The following is a 20742-nucleotide window of genomic DNA, read 5'->3' on the forward strand; positions in this document are numbered from 1 at the left end:
CGGATTCCTGATCACCGGGAGTTCGGCCGTGTCAGCTCGCGGGGGCCGCCGGGTACGCCTCCTGCGGCGTGCTCGTGGGCACGAACGTGCTGGTGGTGGACGTCGTCGGCACCAGGTCCTCGTGGATGGCCCTCGCCACCTTCTGGATGGTGGTGACGCCGTAGTTCATCGTGCTGTTGTCCCAGGTCAGCACGGTGATCATGTAGTCGTGGCCGCGGCCGTTGAACGTGCCGACGCTGTGCACCCGCCAGCCGTGCGTGGAGCGCTGCAGCCAGCCGTTCTTGACGTGCACGGCCACGCCGGAGGACGCGCCCGCCGGAGTGCCCCAGCGCTGTGAGGAGATGACGTTCGCCATCAGCTTCAGCTCGTACGCGCGGGAGTTGTCGCTCAGCACGGAGTTCTTCGCGGTGAGGAGCTTGAGCAGCTTCTGCTCGTCCTGCACGGTGATCTGGGTCAGGCCCCAGTAGCCGTTCGCGCCCGGCTTGGTCTGGGTCATGCCGGCGGCGGTGAGGAAGCCCTTGATCTTCGTCAGGCCCAGCTGCTTCCACAGCGTGCTGGTGGCGTTGTTGTCCGACTTGGTGATCATGGCCGTGGCGAGGCTGTTCTCGCGGCTCGTCAGATAGCGGTTGTGCTTCTTCGCGTCCCACAGCAGCGTGGCGAGCACGGTGACCTTCACCACGCTGGCCGAGTCGTAGGCGGACGTGCCGCGCAGCGAGCAGGTGGTGTTGGTGGAGCGGTCGTACAGGCCGACCGCGACGGCGCCGTTGCGCCCGGCGAGGGCGGCGGTGACGTCCTTCTGCAGCTTGGCGGCCAGACCCGCCTTGCCCGAGGTGCAGCTGACGGTGGGCGTGGCGGCCGCAGCGGGCGTGGCGGCCGCCACGAACGGTACGAGCATGCCGACGCCGAGCCCGGCCGCGAGGACCCGAGCTCTGCTGAATGTCCGGAAATTGCCGGATATCCGGTGAGTCATAGAGGTTGACCATCCTCTTACATGGACAAGAGCGCGCCCCCGGGCACGCTCGTGCCCCATTGACTCACGGGAATGTCCGAAAGTTGTAAGCGAGTTCGCTCACATAATCGTTCGCGGGCCGATTCACGCCCGCAATCACGGCACCCTTGTGAGGAACCTCTCACTTGCCGTCCGCTTACCGGGATCTCACCATCCACAGCTCACGCCCAGGCTGACCACAGTCCGTACCCATGGCGTCCCCGCATGGTGCACTGGTGACCTCTGCCACGCATCCTCGCTCCGAAGTCCCCGGCCGCCCCTCGGTCCCCGGTTCACCGGCCGCCGGGCCGCCCCACGGTCCGTCCCTCGACAGCGGCACCGCGCCGCGCTGGTCGTTGCCGGCGTTGCTCGGCATCCTGGCGCTGGCCGCGGTGCTGTACTCCTGGAACCTGTCCGGATCGAGCCTGAACAGCTTCTACAGCGCGGCCGTGCTGAGCGGCACCCAGAGCTGGAAGGCGTGGTTCTTCGGCTCGTTGGACGCGGGCAACTTCCTCACCGTCGACAAACCGCCCCTCGCGCTGATGGTCATGGGACTGTCGTGCCGCGTGTTCGGCTTCGGCACCTGGCAGATGATGGCGCCGATGATCGTCGCCGCGCTGGCGACCATCTGGATCCTGCACTCCTCAGTGAAGCGGGTGTGGGGCCACGGGGCGGCGGCCGTCGCGGCGCTGGTGCTCGCGCTGACGCCCATCACGGTCGCCATCAACCGCGACAACAACCCGGACACGCTGCTGGTCCTGCTGATGGTCGGCGCGGCGGCGCTCGCGCTGCGCGCGGTGACGAACGGCCGGCTGCTGCCGCTGCTCGGCTCGGCGCTGTGCTTCGGACTCGCCTTCAACACGAAGATGCTCCAGGGCTACATCGCCCTGCCCGCCGTGTTCGCGGTCTACCTGTTCGCGGCCCACGTCGGCCTGGTGAAGAGGTTCGTGAACCTGCTCGTGGCGGGCGTGGCCCTGGCGGCCTCCAGCTTCTGGTGGGCCGTGGCCGTGTCGCTGGTTCCCGCCTCCGAGCGGCCGTACATCGGCGGCTCCACGGACGGCACCGCCTGGAACCTGATCACGGGCTACAACGGCCTCGGCCGCGTCTTCGGCGGCGAGGGCAACGGCGGGGGCGGCGGTGGCGGAGGCGGAGGCTTCTCCGGCAGCGCGGGCATCGGCCGCATGTTCAACGACATCCTGGGCGGCCAGATCTCGTGGCTGATCCCCTTCGCGGCCATCGCCTGCGTCGGCGGCCTGATCCTGTGCGGCCGCGCCCCGCGCACCGACCTGACGAGGGCCACGCTGCTGCTGTGGGGCGGCTGGACGGCGCTGCACTACCTGACCTTCGCCATGGCCGAGGGCACCATGCACCCGTACTACACGACCGCACTGGCCCCCGGTATCGCGGCCCTGTGCGGGGGCGGCGGCACGATGCTGCTGCGCGCGTTCCGCGCCGACAAGCGCTGGGCGTGGGTGCTTCCGGCGGGACTGGCCGTGACGGCCGTCTGGGCGATCGTGCTGCTGCGCCGGGCCTCCGGCTGGAACACCTGGCTGTGGCCGGCCATCGGTGCGGTCATGGCGGCGGCGGTCGTCGGCCTGTTCGTCTTCCGCTCGGGCAACCGCGTCCGGCTCCTCGCGGCCTCCGTCGCCGCGGCGGTCGTCGCGGCGCTCGCGGGCCCGGCTGCGTACGCCTGGTCGGTGCCGCCCCGTTCGGGCGACGGCGGCATGGGCGGTACGAACCCGACCGCCGGTCCCTCCACGGGCGGCGGCTTCGGCGGCGGGCCGGGCGGCAATCGCGGCGGCTTCGGCGACAGCGGCGGCCCCGGCACCGGCGGGATGCCGGGCGGCACCCAGCAGGGCTCGGGCCGGAACGCCGAGGCCGGCGGCGCCCCGGGCGGCGGCGCACCCGGCAGCGCGTCCGGCGGCGGCTTCCCCGGTGGCCAACAGGGCGGCGGCAACGCCGAGATGGGCGGCACGCCCCCGAACGGCGCCGGCCGCGAGCCCGGCACCCAGGACGGTACGACCGGCAACGACCGCACGCGCGCAGGCTTCGGCGGCGGCCCCGGTGGCATGGGCGGGGCGAGCAGCGAGCTCATCGCCTACCTGAAGAAGCACCGGGACGGGGCCGAGTGGCTGCTCGCGGTCTCCAACTCGCAGGGCGCGGCGCAGATCGAGTTGAGCAGCAACGTGCCCGTCATCTCCATGTGGGGCTTCACCGGCACCGACCAGGCGATGACCGTCGCCAAGCTGAAGGAACTGGTGAAGAAGGGCGAACTCCACTACATCCAGCTCGGCGGTGGCATGGGGGGCGGCCCGGGCGGCGGCAACAACAGCCTCAGCTCCGAGGTGACGTCGTGGGTCCAGAAGCACGGCACGGCGGTCAAGGAGAGCGCCTACAGCAGGACCACGACGACGAACTCCTCGTCGGGGACGAGCCAGTCGACGCTGTACCGCCTGGACCCGTCCGACGTCAGCTGAGGTGTGTCGGCGCGAACATCCGCAGGAGCGCCGGCAGGACGACCACCGAAGGCCCTGGTTCCGCCAGGGCCTTCGCCAGGTCGGCCTCCAGGGTCTCGGGGGTCGTGCGCACGCCCGGGACGCCGAAGGACTCCGCGAGGGCCACGTAGTCGGGGCGGGTCAGTTCCGTCGCCGTGGCCTGGCCGAAGGCGTCCGTCATGTACTCGCGCAGGATGCCGTAGCCGCCGTCGTCGACGATCAGCCAGGTGACGTCGAGGCCGTACTGCCGGGCCGTCGCCAGTTCCGCTATGGAGTACAGGGCGCCGCCGTCGCCCGACACCGCCAGGACGGGGCGCGTGGGGTCCGCCGCCGCCGCGCCGAGGGCCGCCGGGAAGCCGTAGCCGAGACCGCCCGCTCCCTGCGCGGAGTGCATGGTGTTGGGAGCCTTCGCGTCGAAGGCCGACCAGGCCCAGTAGGCCAGGATCGTCATGTCCCAGAAGGACGGGGAGTCTGCGGGCAGGGCGCGGCGCACCGACGCCAGCACCTCCTGTTCCAGGGTCAGCTCCTGGGAGGCGATCCGCTCGGCCACCTTCGCGAGCAGCGCCCGTGCACGCTCCGGAGCCCCCTCGTCCTCTCGGGCCTCCACCGTCTCCAGCAGCGCCTGCAACGCCAGGCGGGCGTCCGCGTGGATACCGAGGGCCGGGTGGTTGGACTCCAGCTTGCCGAGGTCCGCCTCGATCTGGATCACCCGGCCGCGCGGCTTGAACGTGTGGTAGTTCGAGGAGAGTTCGCCGAGGCCGGAGCCGACCACGAGCAGGACGTCCGCGTCCTCGAGGAGGTCCGTGGTGTGGCGGTCCTCCAGCCAGGACTGGAGGGACAGCGGGTGCCCCCAGGGGAAGGCGCCCTTGCCGCCGAAGGTGGTGACGACGGGGGCGTTCAGCTTCTCGGCGAGCGCCACCAGCTTTCCGGACGCGTCCGACCTGACCACTCCCCCGCCCGCGATGATCGCCGGGCGGTCGGCGCCCGACAGCAGATGCGCGGCCACCGCGGTCAGTTCGGGGCGTGGCGGCAGGTCGTCCGGGGTCGCGTCCACCGCCGTCACCACCGGCAGCCGTGTCTCGGCGAGCAGCACGTCCTGCGGGATCTCCACCCACACCGGGCCGTGCGGCACCGTCAGCGCCGACTTCCATGCCTGCGCGATCGCCGACGGGATCTGCGACTGCGTACGGACCGTGTGGACCGACTTGACCACGCCCCGGAACGAGGCCGCCTGGTCGGGGAGTTCGTGCAGGTAGCCGTGGCGGCCGCCGCCCAGGCCCGCGGACGGGACCTGGCTGCTGACGGCCAGCACGGGCGCCGACGCCGCCGCGGCCTCCTGGAGCGCCGCCAGGGACGTCAGCGCACCGGGGCCGGTGGAGAGCAGCAGCGGTGCCGCCTCACCCGTGATCCGGCCGTACGCGTCCGCCGCGAACCCGGCGTTGTTCTCCACCCGCAGTCCGACGTACCGGAGGTCGGAGCGGCGCAGCGCGTCGAACATGCCGAGCGCGTGCTGGCCGGGCAGGCCGAAGACCGTCGTCGCGCCCAGCCCGGCCAGGGTCTCCACGACCAGGTCTCCGCCGTTACGGCCGGGGGGAGGGTCGAGCGCGGCCTCCGTCTGGGCGGTGGTGGGACGGAGCACCAGGTCGTGGTCGTGCGTCACTTGCTCTCGGTCTCCTCACCGGTGCGGGCCGCCGCGATCTGGCGGGTCATGATCGTCGTCAGTTCGTACGCCGTGTGGGACGCGGCCACCGACGTGATCTCCGCGTGGTCGTAGGCGGGCGCCACCTCGACGACGTCCGCCGAGACCAGGTTGCAGGACGCGAGGCCCCGCAGGATCTCGAGGAGTTCGCGGGAGGTCATGCCGCCCGCCTCCGGGGTGCCGGTGCCGGGGGCGTGCGCCGGGTCGAGGCAGTCGATGTCGATGGAGATGTACAGCGGGCGGTCGCCGATGCGCTGGCGCAGCTGGTCGGCGACCTCGTCGGCGCCGCGCCGGTAGATGTCGGCGGAGGTGACGATGCCGAAGCCCATCTTCTCGTCGTCGGTCAGGTCCTGCTTGCCGTAGAGCGGGCCGCGGGTGCCGACGTGGGAGAGCGCGGAGGTGTCGAGGATGCCCTCCTCGACGGCGCGGCGGAACGGGGTGCCATGCGTGTACTCCGCGCCGAAGTAGGTGTCCCAGGTGTCGAGGTGGGCGTCGAAGTGGAGCAGCGCGACCGGGCCGTGCTTCTTCGCCACCGAGCGGAGCAGCGGCAGTGCGATGGTGTGGTCGCCGCCGAGGGTCATCAGGCGGGCGCCGGTGCCGAGCAGTTCGTCGGCGGCGGCCTCGACGGTCTCCACCGCCTCGTGGATGTTGAACGGGTTCACGGCGATGTCGCCGCCGTCCGCGACCTGGGCGAGCGCGAAGGGGGAGGCGTCCTGCGCCGGGTTGTACGGGCGCAGCAGGCGGGACGCCTCACGGATCGCGTTGCCGCCGAAGCGGGCGCCCGGGCGGTAGGAGACGCCCGAGTCGAACGGTACGCCGACCACGGCGACGTCCGCGGTGCCGACCTCGTCGAGGCGGGGCAACCGGGCGAAGGTCGCGGGGCCCGCGTACCGCGGGATGCGGGACGAGTCGACGGGGCCGCGGGGCCGGCTGCCGCCTGCTGCGGGGTTCTCGGTGCTGCTCATCGTCGGACTCCTCCAGGAAATGCGTGTTTCTTCCAGTGTCGCGGAGCCCTCCGACGGGCCCCGCACGGCCCGGCCGCCCCCTGGCGGCCGGGCCGAAGCATCAGGGTCAGGCGCCCACCGCCGCGGGCTCCTCCGCGCTCGCCGCGCCGCGCCCGGCGAGCCGCTCCCGCCACGCGGCCAGGACGGCCTCGTCGGTCGGCCTGGTCACCAGCGACACGACGACGTAGGCGGCGAGCGAGGCCGCCAGACCGTAGTAGACGGGCTCGTTGGCGAGGATGCCGTAGGACGCCATGAGGCCGATGACGACGAGACCGCCGACCACGACCGAGGCGAGCGCGCCCTGGACGGTGCCGCGCTTCCACAGCAGGCCGCCCAGGATCGGGACCAGCAGACCGCCGACGAGCAGGTTGTACGCGACGGTCAGCGCCTCGACCACGTTGTTCAGCGCGATGGCCGTGCCGATCACCGCCACCCCCATGATCAGGATGAAGGCGCGGTTGCCCTTCACCTCGTCGTGCGCCCCCTCGTCGCGGCGCACGACACCGCGCAGCCGCGACCAGATGTCGTTGTTGGCGACGGTCGCACACGCGATGAGGGCACCGGAAGAGGTCGACATCACCGCGGCGAGGGCGGCGGCGAGCACCAACCCCCTTATTCCGACGGGGAGTTCCTGCTTCACGATGGTCGCGAACGCGTCGTCGGGGCTGCCCAGCTTCGGGTACAGCACCTTGGCGGCGGTCCCGATGACGGCGCCGGCGAGCGCGTAGGCCAGACAGTAGGTGCCGGCGACCGTGCCGCCCCACTTGGCGGTCGTGTCGCTGCGCGCGGTGAACACGCGCTGCCAGATGTCCTGCCCGATCAGCATGCCGAACGTGTAGATCAGGACGTAGGTGAAGATCGTCTCGCCGCCGATGCCCAGCGGATCGAAGTACGAGGTCGGCAGCTCGGCCTTCATCTCGCTGAAGCCGCCGGCCTTGACGACCGCGATGGGCAGCAGGAGGAGCAGCACGCCGATCGTCTTGACGACGAACTGCACCATGTCCGTCAGCGTGATGGACCACATGCCGCCGAGCGTGGAGTACGCGACGACGATGGAGCCGCCGAGGATGATCGCGAGCGTCCGGTTCATGTCGAAGAGGACGTCGAAGATGGTGGCGTAGGCGATGGTCGAGGTGACCGCGAGCATCAGGGTGTACGCCCACATGACCACGCCCGAGATCACGCCGGCCCGGCCGCCGTATCTGAGGTCGAGCATCTCGGAGACGGTGTAGACCTTCAGGCGGGCGATGCGGGCGGAGAAGAAGACCGAGAGGGCCAGCAGGCCGAGGCCGATGGTGAACACCATCCAGGCGCCGGAGAGCCCGTACTGGTAGCCGAGGCCGACACCGCCGATGGTGGACGCGCCGCCGAGCACGATCGCGGCCATGGTGCCGGAGTACATGGCGGGCCCGAGGCGGCGTCCGGCCACCAGGAACTCGCTCTTGGAGCGGGCGCGGCGCATGCCCCACCAGCCCATGGCCAGCATGCCGGCCAGATAGACGACGATCACTGTGTAGTCGACGGCCATGTAGGGCCCTCCTTCGCGCACTTCCCGGTGGCGTGTCGTGCAGATGGATCTCGGGGACGCGGTCGGCCGCTCGGCCCGACCGGTGGTGGAGACAGCGCTCGCGGGGACATCCGCCCGTACCCGCGGCTGCCGGTCTGGACTGACATTAGGTGGCCGGAAAGCGACTGCGAAGTGTACGTTTCATCCATCTGAACCGCACGGGATGGAGGAACCGTCCACCATGCCGGACACACCCTCGGCGCCGGCGGTACCGCCGACCCCACCGGTACCGCTCTCCGCCCTGCTGGCCCGGGAGGACCTGGCCCTTCGGCAGATCGCCGGACCCGGGGACGCCGACACGGCGATCCACTGGGCGCACACCTCGGAGATGGCGGACCCCTACCCGTACCTGCTGGGCGGCGAGCTGCTGCTGACGGCGGGCGTGCACATCCCGGAGGCGGCGGGATCGGGGACTTACTTCGACGACTACGTCTCCCGGATCGTGGCGGCGGGCGGCGCGGCGCTCGGTTTCGGCCTCGCGCCGGTGCACGACACGGTGCCGCGGGCGCTGGTGGCGGCCTGCGACCACTACGGGCTGCCGCTGCTGGAGGTCCCGCCGCAGACGACGTTCTCGGGCGTGGCCCGCGCGGTCTGGCAGCTGATGGCCCAGGCGCGGCTGGCGGAACTGCGCCGCGTCACGGAGGCCCAGCAGAGCCTGGCCGCGGCGGCGTCCCGCCCGGACCCGGTGCCGTCGGTGCTGCGGCAGCTGGCGCAGCGGGTGGGCGGCCGGGCGGTGCTGTACGGACCGGACGGCGCGGAACTGGCGGGGGCGGGAGGTGCGCCCGAGGAGGCTGCCCGGGCGCTGGGCGAGCTGGCGGGAGTGGTCCGCCCGGCCGGCGCCGCGGGTCCGACCCCCGCCTCCGCCACCGACACGGTCGCCGAGACCCATCTCGCCGCCTACGCCCTCGGCACCGGGCAGGGCTTCGTCCTCGGGGTGGCGGCACCGCGGCGGGACCCCGGCGACCACACCATCGCCTCGGTCGCGGCGGTGCTCCTCACGCTCCTCACCGGGGAGCAGCAGAGCGGGGCGGGTGCGGCCCGCTCCTCGGCGCTCGTACGGCTGCTGCTGGGCGTCCCGCCCGAGGCGGTCGCGCCCCTGCTCGGCGGGGACCGGTGGGTGGTGGTGCACGCCCGGCCCACCCGGGACGGACCGGCGCCGGACGCCGTGGCCGCGTCCGCGCTCGGGGCCGCGCTCGGATCCACGCTGGTCGATCTCGAGGACGGGTTCGTACGGGTCCTGGTCCCGGCCGACCGCGAACCGGCCCCGCAACCCGGCTGGACCCTGGGCCGCAGCGCCCCTGCCGCCCCGCGCGACTGGGCCGCCGCCGACACCCAGGCCTCCCGCGCCCTGGCCCGCGCCCGCGCGACCCGCACCCCGCTGGTCCGGCACGGAGAGCGCACGGGCCTGGCGGACCTGGTCCCGCCCGCGGAGGCCGAGCTGCACGCCCGCACGCTGCTGGCACCGCTGGGCCAGGGCACCGCCCTCACCGAGACACTGCGCACCTGGCTCTCCCTGCACGGCAGTTGGGACCGCACGGCGGTCGCCCTGTCGGTCCACCGCAACACGGTCCGGCAACGGATCGCGCGGTGCGCGGCACTGCTGGGGGTGGACCTGGACGACGCGGACGTACGGATGGAGCTGTGGTTCGCGCTGAAGCAGGGGCCGGCGGACCGACCGGGGACAAACCTCGACCGTGGCTGACACGGCACGGCCCCGCCCGACGGCCACGTCCCGGTGGCGCCACGCCCGGCGCCACGACTGACGCGGCACGAGCCCCTTCGCCGGCACGCCCCCGCTCAACGCCGCCACCGCCCGGCGCAGGACGGTCGGCCGTCGTCCCGACACGCCCCCGGCACGCCCCTGCCGCCGCACGCGTGGGCGCAGCCCCGGGCGCCACGCCCCGTCCCCACCCACGCACGCGCGCCGACAGGAACCGGACGCCGGCCCCTGCGTCCGCATCCGCCCGACCACGCCGCCCCCTGCGCACCGCACCCGACCGACCACGCCGCCCCGTGGGGCAATGCTCACCCGCCGAGACGGATGGGTGGGTGGGCGGGCCGACACCCGTGGGCCACCCGGCAGGGAGTGACGCACATCCCACGGAACGAAACACCGGCGGCCCGAGCGGGGCGCCCCGGCAGAATGGAGGGCATGCCGATACCCGGGATCCCCAGCCGTGCCGATCTCCTCGTCCACCTCGTCCGGACCCGCATCGCGGGCGAGGTCGCCACGCCCCGCGAGAACAACCTCTCCCACTACCGCAAGCTCGCGAACGGCGACCGGAACTTCTGGCTCGGCCTGGAGCTCGGCGACCGCTGGAGGGACGAACAGGACGTCCTCGCGGTCATGGCGGAGCGCTGCGGCGTCAGCGACGACCCCGAGTACCGCTACGGCCAGGACACGATCGACCCGGAACTGACGGTCGACGCACTGGAACGGCTCGCGGCCCGTCTGCGCAAGGCCGCCGACGGCGGGCAGCGCGTGCTGTTCGCCACCGGCCACCCCGGCGGTCTTCTCGACGTGCACCGCGCCACCGCCGCCGCCCTGCGCGCCGCCGGCTGCGAGATCGTCGTGATCCCGGACGGGCTGCGGACGGACGAGGGGTACGTCATGCAGTTCGCGGACGTGGCCGTCCTGGAGCACGGCGCCACCCTGTGGCACACGCACTCGGGCGAGCCGATGAAGGCGATCCTGGAGGGCCTGGAGGGCGAGGGACGCCCCCTGCCGGACCTGGTCGTCGCCGACCACGGCTGGGCGGGCTGCGCGGGACAGCTCGGCATCGACTCCGTCGGGTACGCCGACTGCAACGACCCGGCGCTCTTCATCGCCGAGGCCGAGGGCACCGTCCAGGTGACGGTCCCCCTCGACGACCACGTCGCGAGCCCCCGCCACTACGACCCGCTGACGGCGTACCTGCTGCACGCGGCGGGCCTGACGGAGGACTGAGCGGGTCAGCGGGGGACGCGGACCACGCCCTCCTGGATCACCGTGATCGCCAGCCGCCCGTCCTGCGTGTAGATCCGGGCCTGGCCGAGCCCGCGCCCGCCGGACGCGGACGGCGACTCCTGGTCGTACAGCAGCCATTCGTCGGCCCGGAACGGCCGGTGGAACCACATGGCGTGGTCCAGCGAGGCCCCGACGACGTCACCGACGGCCCAGCCGCCGCGCCCGTGCGCGAGCAGCACCGAGTCGAGGAGCGTCATGTCGGAGACGTAGGTGGCGAGGACGACATGCAGCAGGGGGTCGTCGTCGAGCTTTCCGTTGGTGCGGAACCACACCTGGGAGTGCGGCTCGCGCGGCTCCCCGAACCTGCCGTACGGCGGCTCGTCGACGTACCGCAGGTCGACGGCCTCGCGGGCCTCCAGGAACCGTTCCACGACCTCGGGGGCGAGGTGGTCGTAGCCGCGCAGCCGCTCGTGGGAGGTGGGCAGCGTGGCCGGGTCGGGCGCGGAGGGCATCGGCGCCTGGTGCTCCAGGCCCTCCTCGTACGTCTGGAACGACGCGGAGAGGTGGAAGATCGGCTGCCCGTGCTGGACCGCGACCACCCGACGGGTGGTGAAGGAGCGGCCGTCGCGGATGCGGTCGACGCTGTAGACGATGGGCGCGCCGGGGTCGCCGGGGCGCAGGAAGTACGCGTGCAGAGAGTGCGCGTGCCGTTCCTCGGGGACCGTGCGCCCCGCGGCGACCAGTGCCTGGGCCGCGACCTGCCCGCCGAAGACGCGCGGAACCACGGCGGACCGGGACTTGCCGCGGAAGATGTCCCGCTCGATCCGCTCCAGGTCGAGCAGATCGAGCAGGGACTGAAGTGCCTGACTCATGGCGTCAGTTGTATCCGGCACTTTTTTCCGTGACCTTACAGACCCATGTCCTTGGCGATGATCGTCTTCATGATCTCGCTGGTGCCGCCGTAGATGCGGTTGACGCGGTTGTCGGCGTACAGACGGGCGATCGGGTACTCGTTCATGTAGCCGTAGCCGCCGTGCAGCTGGAGGCAGCGGTCGATGACGCGGTGGGCGACCTCGGTGCAGAACAGCTTGGCGGAGGCGGCCTCGGCGGGGGTCAGCTCGCCGGCGTCCAGGGCTTCCAGCGCGCGGTCGGCGACGGCCTCCGCCGCGTCCACCTCGGCCTGGCAGGCGGCCAGCTCGAACTTGGTGTTCTGGAAGTGGGCGACCGGCTTGCCGAAGACGGTGCGCTCCTGCACGTACTGCTTGGCGAACCGGACGGCGGCCTTGGCCTGCGCGTAGGCGCCGAAGGCGATGCCCCAGCGCTCGGAGGCCAGGTTGTGCCCGAGGTAGTAGAAGCCCTTGTTCTCCTCGCCGAGCAGGTCCTCGACCGGCACCTTGACGTCGACGAAGGCCAGCTCGGCCGTGTCGGAGGTCTTCAGGCCCAGCTTGTCCAGCTTGCGGCCGATGGAGTAGCCCTCGGACTTGGTGTCCACGGCGAACAGGGATATGCCGAAGCGGCGGTCGTCCTCGCGCGGGGCGGCGGTGCGGGCGCAGACGATGACGCGGTTGGCGTGGACGCCGCCGGTGATGAACGTCTTGGCGCCGTTGAGGACGTAGTGCGTGCCGTCCTCGGAGAGCTTGGCGGTGGTCTTCATGCCCGCGAGGTCGGAGCCGGTGCCCGGCTCGGTCATCGCGATGGCCCACATCTCCTCGCCGGTGACGAACTTCGGCAGGTAGCGCTTCTTCTGCTCGTCGGTGGCGAGCATCTTGATGTACGGCAGGGCGAGCAGGACGTGCACCCCGGAGCCGCCGAACTGCACGCCGGCCCGCGCGGTCTCCTCGTAGAGGACGGCCTCGAACTTGTGGGTGTCCAGGCCGGCGCCGCCGAACTCCTCGGGCACGCTGATGCCGAAGATGCCCAGATCGCCGAGCTTGTAGTAGAAGTCGCGCGGCGCCTGGCCCGCGGCGAACCACTCGTCGTACACCGGTACGACCTCGGCCTCGATGAAGGCGCGCAGGGTCTCCCGGAACGCCTCGTGGTCCTCGTTGAACACAGTACGGCGCACCGCCGCCACCTCCAGCTGGATACTTCCGGCCATGTCTAAGCGCTTGCTCAGACATCACCGTACCGGCGAGTACGGACGGCAGTCCAGAGGCCCCCAGCCGTAACGCTCGTCACGCTTGCGGAGCAGGACCCCGACTCATTCCCCGCCCGCCGCCGCGAACGCCCCCCGCGCCATCCGGTGCAGCAGCTGCGCCGTCGTCCCCCGCCCCGGCAACGAGCCCGGCCGCCCCAGGTGCGGGGTCGAGTTGAGCAGGCCGAAGACCGAGTGCACCGCCGAGCGGGCGGCCGGCTCCGCCAGACCCGGGTACACCTCCCGCAGCACCTCCACCCACAGCTCCACGTACTGCCGCTGGAGCTGGCGCACGAGCTTGCGGTCGCTGTCCCGGAGGCGGTCCAGCTCGCGGTCGTGCAGGGTGATCAGGGGGCGGTCGTCGAGCGCGAAGTCGATGTGCCCCTCGATCAGCGAGTCGAGGACCGCCTCCGGGTTCCGCCCGTCGGGACCTCCGTCGGCCTCGGCGACCCGCCGCCTGGCCCCGGTCAGCAGCTGCCCGCTGATCCCCACGAGCAGCTCGGCGAGCATCGCGTCCTTGCCCGCGAAGTGCCGGTACAGACCGGGTCCGCTGATGCCGACCGCGGCCCCTATCTCGTCGACTCCGACGCCATGGAAGCCGCGTTCGGCGAACAGGCGCGCGGCCTCCTTGAGGATCTGCTCGCGACGGGTGGGGGCGTCGGTTCTCGTGGCCATGAAAACAATTCTAGACACGGAGGTTAGCGGTCGTTAACCTGAAGGAAATGCGTTAACGCTCATTAACAAGGTGAGGGGACCGCAGGATGCACGAGGCACCGGAGCTGACGAGCGCGGCAGACCCCGCGTCGGAGGCCTGGCGGGCCAACGAGGCGGCGCACCGCGCGCTGGTGGAGGAGTTGCACGCCAAGCTGGCCGCGGCCCGCTTGGGCGGCGGCGAGAAGGCCCGCGCGCGCCACACCGCGCGCGGCAAGCTGCTGCCGCGAGACCGCGTGGACACCCTGCTGGACCCCGGCTCGCCCTTCCTGGAGCTGGCCCCGCTGGCCGCCGAGGGGATGTACGACGGGCAGGCGCCGGCCGCCGGGGTGATCGCCGGGATCGGGCGGGTCAGCGGCCGCGAGTGCGTGATCGTCGCCAACGACGCCACCGTCAAGGGCGGCACGTACTACCCGATGACGGTGAAGAAGCACCTGCGGGCCCAGGAGGTGGCGCTCGACAACCGCCTGCCGTGCGTCTACCTCGTCGACTCCGGCGGCGCCTTCCTCCCCATGCAGGACGAGGTCTTCCCCGACCGGGAGCACTTCGGGCGGATCTTCTACAACCAGGCGCGGATGTCCGGCGCCGGCATCCCGCAGATCGCCGCCGTCCTCGGCTCCTGCACGGCGGGCGGGGCGTACGTCCCGGCGATGAGCGACGAAGCCGTGATCGTGCGCAACCAGGGCACGATCTTCCTGGGCGGACCGCCCCTGGTGAAGGCGGCCACGGGCGAGGTCGTCACCGCCGAGGAGCTCGGCGGCGGCGAGGTCCACGCACGTGTGTCCGGCGTGACGGACCACCTGGCGGAGGACGACGCGCACGCACTGCGGATCGTGCGGAACATCGTCGCCACGCTTCCCGCGCGCGGGACGCTGCCCTGGGAGGTCGTCCCGTCGGTCGAGCCGAAGGTGGATCCGTACGGGCTGTACGGGGCGGTGCCGGTCGACTCCCGCACCCCCTACGACGTCCGCGAGGTCATCGCGCGCGTGGTGGACGGCTCCCGCTTCGCCGAGTTCAAGGCGGAGTTCGGGCAGACCCTCGTCACCGGCTTCGCCCGGATCCACGGCCACCCGGTGGGGATCGTCGCCAACAACGGCATCCTGTTCTCCGAGTCCGCCCAGAAGGGCGCCCACTTCATCGAGCTGTGCGACCAGCGCGGCATCCCGCTGGTGTTCCTGCAGAACATCTCCGGCTTCATGGTGGGCCGCGACTACGAGGCCGGCGGCATCGCCAAGCACGGCGCCAAGATGGTCACGGCGGTCGCCTGCACACGCGTACCGAAGCTCACGGTGGTGGTCGGCGGCTCGTTCGGCGCGGGCAACTACTCGATGTGCGGACGGGCCTATTCACCGCGGTTCCTGTGGATGTGGCCGAACGCCAAGATCTCGGTCATGGGCGGCGAGCAGGCCGCCTCGGTCCTCGCCACAGTCAAGCGCGACCAGCTGGAGGCCCGGGGGGAGTCCTGGGCGGCGGAGGAAGAGGAGGCCTTCAAGGCCCCGATCCGCGACCAGTACGAGCGCCAGGGCAACGCCTACTACGCCACGGCCCGCCTGTGGGACGACGGCGTGATCGACCCGCTGGAGACCCGCCAGGTCCTGGGCCTGGCCCTGACCGCGTGCGCCAACGCGCCTCTGGGTGAACCCCAGTTCGGCGTCTTCCGGATGTGAGGGGGGCTTGACGACCATGTTCGAGACAGTGCTTGTGGCCAACCGGGGCGAGATCGCCGTCCGCGTCATCCGCACGCTGCGGTCGATGGGCGTGCGCTCGGTGGCCGTCTTCTCCGACGCCGACGCCGACGCCCGGCACGTCCGGGAGGCCGACACGGCGGTACGGATCGGACCGGCGCCGGCGGCCGAGAGCTATCTGTCCGTGGAGCGCCTGCTGGAGGCCGCCGCCCGGACCGGAGCCCAGGCGGTGCACCCCGGGTACGGCTTCCTCGCGGAGAACGCGGCGTTCGCGCGCGCGTGCGCCGAGGCGGGGCTGGTGTTCATCGGGCCGCCCGCCGAGGCGATCGCGCTCATGGGCGACAAGATCCGGGCCAAGGAGACGGTGCGGGCGGCCGGAGTGCCGGTCGTACCGGGGTCGAACGGCAGCGGGCTGACGGACGCCGAGCTGGCCGAGGCCGCCCGCGAGATCGGCATGCCGGTGCTGCTCAAGCCCAGCGCGGGCGGCGGCGGCAAGGGCATGCGACTGGTGCGGGACGCGTCCGCGCTGGCCGACGAGATCGCCGCCGCCCGCCGAGAGGCCCGCGCCGCCTTCGGCGACGACACCCTCCTGGTCGAACGGTGGATCGACCGCCCCCGCCACATCGAGATCCAGGTCCTGGCGGACGCCCACGGGAACGTGGTGCACCTGGGCGAGCGCGAGTGCTCCCTCCAGCGTCGCCACCAGAAGATCATCGAGGAGGCGCCGAGCGTGCTCCTCGACGAGGCCACGCGCGCGTCGATGGGCGAGGCGGCGGTCCAGGCGGCCCGCTCCTGCGGCTACGAGGGCGCGGGCACGGTGGAGTTCATCGTGCCCGGCGACGACCCCTCCTCGTACTTCTTCATGGAGATGAACACCCGCCTCCAGGTGGAGCACCCGGTCACCGAGCTGGTTGTATCCGTTGGTGCGGCTGACGTCGCGGGCGGCCTGGACCTGGTCGAGTGCCAGCTACGGGTGGCGGCGGGCGAGCCCCTGTCCTTCAAGCAGGACGACATCACCCTCACGGGGCACGCGATCGAGGCCCGTATCTGCGCCGAGACCGTGTCCATCAAAGAGGGCGCACGGGGCTTCCTCCCGTCCGGCGGCACGGTGCTGAGGCTGCACGAACCGCAGGGCGACGGCATCCGCACCGACTCCGGCCTGTCCGAGGGCACGGAGGTCGGCAGCCTCTACGACCCGATGCTGTCGAAGGTCATCGCCTACGGCCCGGACCGCGCGACCGCGCTGCGCAAGCTCCGCGGGGCGCTCGCGCAGACGGTCACACTGGGCGTGCAGACCAACGCCGGTTTCCTGCGCCGCCTGCTGGCCCATCCCGCGGTCGTGGCGGGTGAGCTGGACACGGGGCTGGTGGAGCGCGAGGTCGACTCGCTGATCCCGACGGAGGTGCCGGACGAGGTCTACGAGGCCGCCGCCGCCGTACGTCTGGACGCCCTGACGCCGCGCGGGGAGGGCTGGATCGACCCGTTCTCCGTGCCGAGCGGCTGGCGGCTCGGGGGCGAACCCAAGCCGGTCGCCTTCCCGCTGCGGGTGCACGAGCCGGTGGAGTACGCGCCCCGGGGCTCCCACACGGTCACCGAGGACCACGTCTTCGTCGTTCTGGACGGCGTACGCCACACCTTCCACCGCGCCCACGACTGGCTGGGCCGCGACGGCGACGCCTGGCATGTGCGCGACCACGACCCGGTCGCCGCGTCCCTCACCGGCGCCGCCCGCTCCGGCACCGACTCGCTGACCGCGCCCATGCCCGGCACGGTGACGGTGGTCAAGGTGGCCGTCGGCGACGAGGTGACGGCCGGGCAGAGCCTGCTGGTGGTGGAGGCGATGAAGATGGAGCACGTCATCTCCGCCCCGCACGCCGGGACCGTCACCGAACTGGACGTCTCCCCCGGCACCACGGTCGCCATGGACCAGGTGCTGGCCGTGATCGCGGCGCACGAGGAAGGCCCCGAGGACGACACGGAGGCGGAGCGATGACCGTTCGTGAACTGCCCATGGTGCAACCGGTGCAGGGCCTCCCCGCCCGGGTGAGGATCCACGAGGTCGGCCCGCGCGACGGCCTGCAGAACGAGAAGCGCACGGTGCCGACGGAGGTGAAGGCGGACTTCATCCGCCGTCTCGCGGACGCGGGCCTGACGACGATCGAGGCGACGAGCTTCGTGCACCCGAAGTGGGTGCCGCAGCTCGCCGACGCGGAGCAACTGTTCCCGCTGGTCGGCGAACTGCCCGTCGAGCTCCCGGTCCTCGTCCCGAACGAACGCGGTCTGGACCGCGCTCTCGCGCTGGGCGCCCGCCGGATCGCCGTCTTCGCCAGCGCCACCGAGTCCTTCGCGAAGGCCAACCTCAACCGCACGGTGGACGAGGCGCTGGCGATGTTCGAACCGGTGGTCGCGCGCGCGAAAGCACAGAAGGTGCACGTCCGCGGCTATCTGTCGATGTGCTTCGGGGATCCCTGGGAGGGCCCGGTCCCCGTCCAGCAGGTCGTCCGCGTCTGCAAGGCCCTCATGGACATGGGCTGCGACGAGCTGAGCCTGGGCGACACGATCGGGGTGGCGACCCCGGGCCACGTCCAGGCCCTCCTCTCCCAGCTGAACGAGGAGGGCGTGCCGACCGGCGCGATCGGCGTGCACTTCCACGACACCTACGGCCAGGCGCTCGCCAACACCCTGGCGGCGCTCCAGCACGGCGTGACGACCGTCGACGCCTCCGCGGGCGGCCTCGGCGGCTGCCCCTACGCCAAGTCCGCCACCGGCAACCTCGCCACCGAAGACCTCGTCTGGATGCTCCAGGGCCTCGGCGTCGACACCGGGGTCGACCTCGGCCGGCTCACCGCCACAAGCGTGTGGATGGCCGCACACCTGGACCGGCCGAGCCCCTCCCGCACCGTCCGAGCCCTCTCCCACAAGGAGTGACCCCATGGATCACCACCTCTCCCCCGAGCTGGAGGAACTCCGGCGCACGGTCGAGGAGTTCGCGCACGACGTCGTGGCGCCCAAGATCGGCGACTTCTACGAGCGGCACGAGTTCCCGTACGAGATCGTCCGCGAGATGGGCCGCATGGGCCTGTTCGGGCTGCCGTTCCCGGAGGAGTACGGCGGCATGGGCGGCGACTACCTGGCGCTGGGCATCGCGCTGGAGGAACTGGCCCGAGTGGACTCCTCGGTGGCCATCACGCTGGAAGCGGGGGTCTCCCTCGGCGCGATGCCGATCTACCGCTTCGGCACGGAGGCCCAGAAGCAGGAGTGGCTGCCGCGTCTGTGCTCGGGCGAGATCCTGGGCGCGTTCGGCCTGACGGAGCCGGAGGCCGGCTCGGACGCGGGCGGAACCCGTACGACGGCCCGCCTGGACGCGTCGACGAACGAGTGGGTGATCAACGGCACCAAGTGCTTCATCACCAACTCGGGTACGGACATCACGGGCCTGGTCACCGTCACGGCGGTCACCGCCCGCACGGAGGACGGCCGCCCGAAGATCTCCTCGATCATCGTCCCGTCCGGCACGCCCGGGTTCACGGTCGCGGCCCCCTACTCGAAGGTCGGTTGGAACGCCTCCGACACCCGGGAGCTGTCCTTCGCGGACGTCCGTGTACCCGCGGAGAACCTCCTGGGCGAGGAAGGCCGGGGCTACGCCCAGTTCCTGCGCATCCTGGACGAGGGCCGTATCGCGATCGCGGCCCTGGCGACGGGCCTGGCACAGGGTTGTGTGGACGAGTCGGTGAAGTACGCGAAGGAACGTCACGCCTTCGGCCGCCCGATCGGCGCCAACCAGGCGGTCCAATTCAAGATCGCCGACATGGAGATGAAGGCCCACACGGCGCGTCTGGCCTGGCGTGACGCCGCGTCACGCCTGGTTTCCGGCGAACCCTTCAAGAAGGAGGCGGCCCTGGCGAAGCTCCACTCCTCCACGGTCGCGGTGGACAACGCCCGCGACGCCACCCAGATCCACGGCGGCTACGGCTTCATGAACGAGTACCCGGTGGCCCGTATGTGGCGCGACTCCAAGATCCTGGAGATCGGGGAGGGCACGAGCGAGGTACAGCGGATGCTGATCGCCCGGGAGCTGGGGCTCGTGGGCTGAGCCCCTCGGAGGGGAAGCCTCCGTGAACCGCCACACCCGCAAGGAGCCCCACATCTTCGGAGACTCGGTGCCGTTCGGACCCTGGACGGTAGGCCCTTCCGCCTCCCGCCGCTACGGCCAGGCGGGGAACGGCCCGAGCACGGCTGACGGCGGGTCGCCGACCACCTGACGACCTCTCGGACGAACCCACACCCCGACGGACACCGCGATCACCGGACCGTCGGGGTTCTTTTCGTGCCGTGCGGGCACGGCCCCTCTCCCTGACCGCCGCCGGGGACCCGCCCGACCCTCTGGACATGACGTGAGGTTAGGCTAACCTAACCACGACCCCGATCAGTCGCCCCGTACGCACGAAAGCAGACCACACCCATGCCCAAAGCTCCCGCCACCCGTCTCACCCGCCGCGGCATCCTCACCGCCGGAGGCGCCCTCGGCCTCGGTGCCGTGCTCGCGGCCTGCGGGGACGAGAAGGCGAAAAGCGGCGGCTCGGGCAGCGGCGCCCCGGCCGGCAAGTCCGGTCCCTGGTCGTTCAAGGACGACCGCGGGCAGACCGCCAAGGCCGACAAGGTGCCGTCGAACATCGTCGCCTTCGTCGGTGTCGCCGCCGCGCTGCACGACTACGGCGTCGATGTGAAGGGCGTCTTCGGCCCGACCAAGACCAAGGACGGCAAGGCCGACGTCCAGGCCGGCGACCTCGACGTCGACAAGGTCACGGTCCTCGGCAACGAATGGGGCCAGTTCAACATCGAGAAGTACGCGGCCCTCACCCCCGACCTCCTCGTCACCACCATGTTCGACGGCGCCGGGACGCTCTGGTACGTGCCCGAGGAGTCCAAGAAGAAGATCCTCGCCGTGGGCGCCCCGAGCGTCGGGATCTCCGTCTACGACCGCCGGATGCCCGAGCCCCTGCAGCGCATGCTGGAACTCGCCAAGTCGCTCGGCGCGGACACCGCCTCCGCGAAGACCGCCCAGGCGAAGAAGCGGTTCGAGGACGCCGCCGCCCGGCTGCGCGCCGCCGCCAAGGCCAAGCCCGACATCAAGGTGCTGGCGGGCTCCGCGAGCCAGGACGTCTTCTACGTCTCCGGAACCAACCTCTCGATCGACCTGGAGTACTTCAAGGCCCTCGGCGTGAACTTCGTCGAGCCGCCCGCCTCCGCGCTGAAGGCGAGCGGAGGCTGGTTCGAGAACCTCAGCTGGGAGAACGTCGACAAGTACAAGGCCGACGTCATCATGATGGACAACCGCACCTCGGCCATCCAGCCCGCCGACATCACCGAGGCGACCTGGAAGAAGCTCCCCGCGGTCAAGGCGGGCCAGGTCATCGCCCGCAACCCCGAGCCCATCCTGTCGTACGACAAGTGCGCCCCGCTGCTCGAGGACCTCGCCAAGGCGATCGAGACGGCCGAGAAGGTCAGCTGA

At 71.7% G+C, this 20742-nt stretch carries 15 protein-coding genes; 8 read left to right on the top strand and 7 right to left on the bottom strand.

All coding sequences use genetic code 11. The features are described 5' to 3' along the window. Positions 1–31: 31 nt before the first annotated feature. Positions 32–895 carry a class A beta-lactamase-related serine hydrolase gene (locus tag N8I84_RS15260; RefSeq protein WP_263234766.1) on the bottom strand — a complete coding sequence of 288 codons (864 nt, stop codon included), beginning with the start codon at positions 893–895 and terminating at the stop codon, positions 32–34. 329 nt (positions 896–1224) lie between these two features. On the opposite strand from N8I84_RS15260, the gene N8I84_RS15265 reads away from it, so the two are divergent. Next, a complete protein-coding gene (locus N8I84_RS15265; protein WP_263230049.1) occupies positions 1225–3465 on the top strand; it encodes an ArnT family glycosyltransferase in 2241 nt (746 codons plus the stop codon). Here the strand turns inward: N8I84_RS15265 and N8I84_RS15270 are convergent. The 3 genes from N8I84_RS15270 to N8I84_RS15280 all read right to left on the bottom strand — a co-directional run bounded on the left by N8I84_RS15270 (position 3458) and on the right by N8I84_RS15280 (position 7714). Then, positions 3458–5143, bottom strand: coding sequence for a thiamine pyrophosphate-binding protein (locus tag N8I84_RS15270; protein WP_263230050.1), 1686 nt, complete (start codon positions 5141–5143; stop codon positions 3458–3460). The genes N8I84_RS15265 and N8I84_RS15270 overlap by 8 nt on opposite strands. Beyond that, positions 5140–6147, bottom strand: a complete 1008-nt coding sequence (speB, locus tag N8I84_RS15275; RefSeq protein ID WP_200417533.1) for an agmatinase — start codon at positions 6145–6147, stop codon at positions 5140–5142. The genes N8I84_RS15270 and speB overlap by 4 nt, the downstream gene beginning before the upstream one ends. A 106-nt stretch (positions 6148–6253) precedes the next feature. Further along, a complete protein-coding gene (locus N8I84_RS15280; RefSeq protein ID WP_263230052.1) occupies positions 6254–7714 on the bottom strand; it encodes a sodium:solute symporter in 1461 nt (486 codons plus the stop codon). A gap of 220 nt (positions 7715–7934) precedes the next feature. Between N8I84_RS15280 and N8I84_RS15285 the strand changes: the two genes are divergently transcribed. Beyond that, positions 7935–9455 (top strand): PucR family transcriptional regulator, encoded by a 1521-nt coding sequence (locus tag N8I84_RS15285; protein WP_263230053.1) that lies wholly within the window; start codon positions 7935–7937, stop codon positions 9453–9455. 450 nt (positions 9456–9905) lie between these two features. Beyond that, entirely contained in the window at positions 9906–10700 is a 795-nt protein-coding gene (locus N8I84_RS15290; protein ID WP_263230055.1) for a phosphatase, read from the top strand. Between the two features lie 5 nt (positions 10701–10705). On the opposite strand, the gene tesB is transcribed toward N8I84_RS15290, so the two are convergent. From tesB to N8I84_RS15305, 3 genes are all read right to left on the bottom strand, one after another. Next, complete coding sequence (tesB, locus tag N8I84_RS15295; protein WP_263230056.1) at positions 10706–11572, bottom strand: acyl-CoA thioesterase II; 867 nt, start codon at positions 11570–11572, stop codon at positions 10706–10708. A 35-nt stretch (positions 11573–11607) separates the two neighbouring features. Next, entirely contained in the window at positions 11608–12765 is a 1158-nt protein-coding gene (locus N8I84_RS15300; protein WP_263234767.1) for an acyl-CoA dehydrogenase family protein, read from the bottom strand. A gap of 135 nt (positions 12766–12900) precedes the next feature. Next, on the bottom strand, positions 12901–13509 hold the full coding sequence (locus tag N8I84_RS15305) for an SACE_7040 family transcriptional regulator (protein ID WP_263230057.1): 609 nt from the start codon (positions 13507–13509) through the stop codon (positions 12901–12903). An 86-nt stretch (positions 13510–13595) separates the two neighbouring features. On the opposite strand from N8I84_RS15305, the gene N8I84_RS15310 reads away from it, so the two are divergent. From N8I84_RS15310 to N8I84_RS15330, 5 genes are all read left to right on the top strand, one after another. Further along, positions 13596–15212, top strand: coding sequence for a carboxyl transferase domain-containing protein (locus N8I84_RS15310; RefSeq protein ID WP_263230058.1), 1617 nt, complete (start codon positions 13596–13598; stop codon positions 15210–15212). Positions 15213–15228: 16 nt separating this feature from the next. Further along, on the top strand, positions 15229–17223 hold the full coding sequence (locus N8I84_RS15315) for an ATP-binding protein (protein WP_263230059.1): 1995 nt from the start codon (positions 15229–15231) through the stop codon (positions 17221–17223). Then, positions 17220–18158: a hydroxymethylglutaryl-CoA lyase gene (locus N8I84_RS15320; RefSeq protein ID WP_263230061.1), complete on the top strand. Its 939-nt coding sequence runs from the start codon at positions 17220–17222 to the stop codon at positions 18156–18158. Before N8I84_RS15315 ends, N8I84_RS15320 begins: the two co-directional genes overlap by 4 nt. A gap of 4 nt (positions 18159–18162) precedes the next feature. Next, a complete protein-coding gene (locus tag N8I84_RS15325) occupies positions 18163–19323 on the top strand; it encodes an acyl-CoA dehydrogenase family protein (RefSeq protein ID WP_263230062.1) in 1161 nt (386 codons plus the stop codon). Positions 19324–19692: 369 nt separating this feature from the next. Next, the gene (locus tag N8I84_RS15330) at positions 19693–20742 is read left to right on the top strand and encodes an ABC transporter substrate-binding protein (RefSeq protein ID WP_263230063.1); all 1050 of its coding nucleotides are present in this window, start codon (positions 19693–19695) and stop codon (positions 20740–20742) included.

This window comes from Streptomyces cynarae (genome assembly GCF_025642135.1).
Taxonomy (GTDB): Bacteria; Actinomycetota; Actinomycetes; order Streptomycetales; family Streptomycetaceae; genus Streptomyces; species Streptomyces cynarae.

What these genes read in the sequence shown, in the direction of transcription:
- N8I84_RS15260 (WP_263234766.1), bottom strand. Translation starts at nt 895, where the DNA reads ATGCTCGTACCGTTCGTGGCGGCCGCCACGCCCGCTGCGGCCGCCACG.
- speB (WP_200417533.1), bottom strand. Translation starts at nt 6,147, where the DNA reads ATGAGCAGCACCGAGAACCCCGCAGCAGGCGGCAGCCGGCCCCGCGGC.
- N8I84_RS15280 (WP_263230052.1), bottom strand. Translation starts at nt 7,714, where the DNA reads ATGGCCGTCGACTACACAGTGATCGTCGTCTATCTGGCCGGCATGCTG.
- N8I84_RS15285 (WP_263230053.1), top strand. Translation starts at nt 7,935, where the DNA reads ATGCCGGACACACCCTCGGCGCCGGCGGTACCGCCGACCCCACCGGTA.
- N8I84_RS15290 (WP_263230055.1), top strand. Translation starts at nt 9,906, where the DNA reads ATGCCGATACCCGGGATCCCCAGCCGTGCCGATCTCCTCGTCCACCTC.
- tesB (WP_263230056.1), bottom strand. Translation starts at nt 11,572, where the DNA reads ATGAGTCAGGCACTTCAGTCCCTGCTCGATCTGCTCGACCTGGAGCGG.
- N8I84_RS15305 (WP_263230057.1), bottom strand. Translation starts at nt 13,509, where the DNA reads ATGGCCACGAGAACCGACGCCCCCACCCGTCGCGAGCAGATCCTCAAG.
- N8I84_RS15310 (WP_263230058.1), top strand. Translation starts at nt 13,596, where the DNA reads ATGCACGAGGCACCGGAGCTGACGAGCGCGGCAGACCCCGCGTCGGAG.
- N8I84_RS15315 (WP_263230059.1), top strand. Translation starts at nt 15,229, where the DNA reads ATGTTCGAGACAGTGCTTGTGGCCAACCGGGGCGAGATCGCCGTCCGC.
- N8I84_RS15320 (WP_263230061.1), top strand. Translation starts at nt 17,220, where the DNA reads ATGACCGTTCGTGAACTGCCCATGGTGCAACCGGTGCAGGGCCTCCCC.
- N8I84_RS15325 (WP_263230062.1), top strand. Translation starts at nt 18,163, where the DNA reads ATGGATCACCACCTCTCCCCCGAGCTGGAGGAACTCCGGCGCACGGTC.
- N8I84_RS15330 (WP_263230063.1), top strand. Translation starts at nt 19,693, where the DNA reads ATGCCCAAAGCTCCCGCCACCCGTCTCACCCGCCGCGGCATCCTCACC.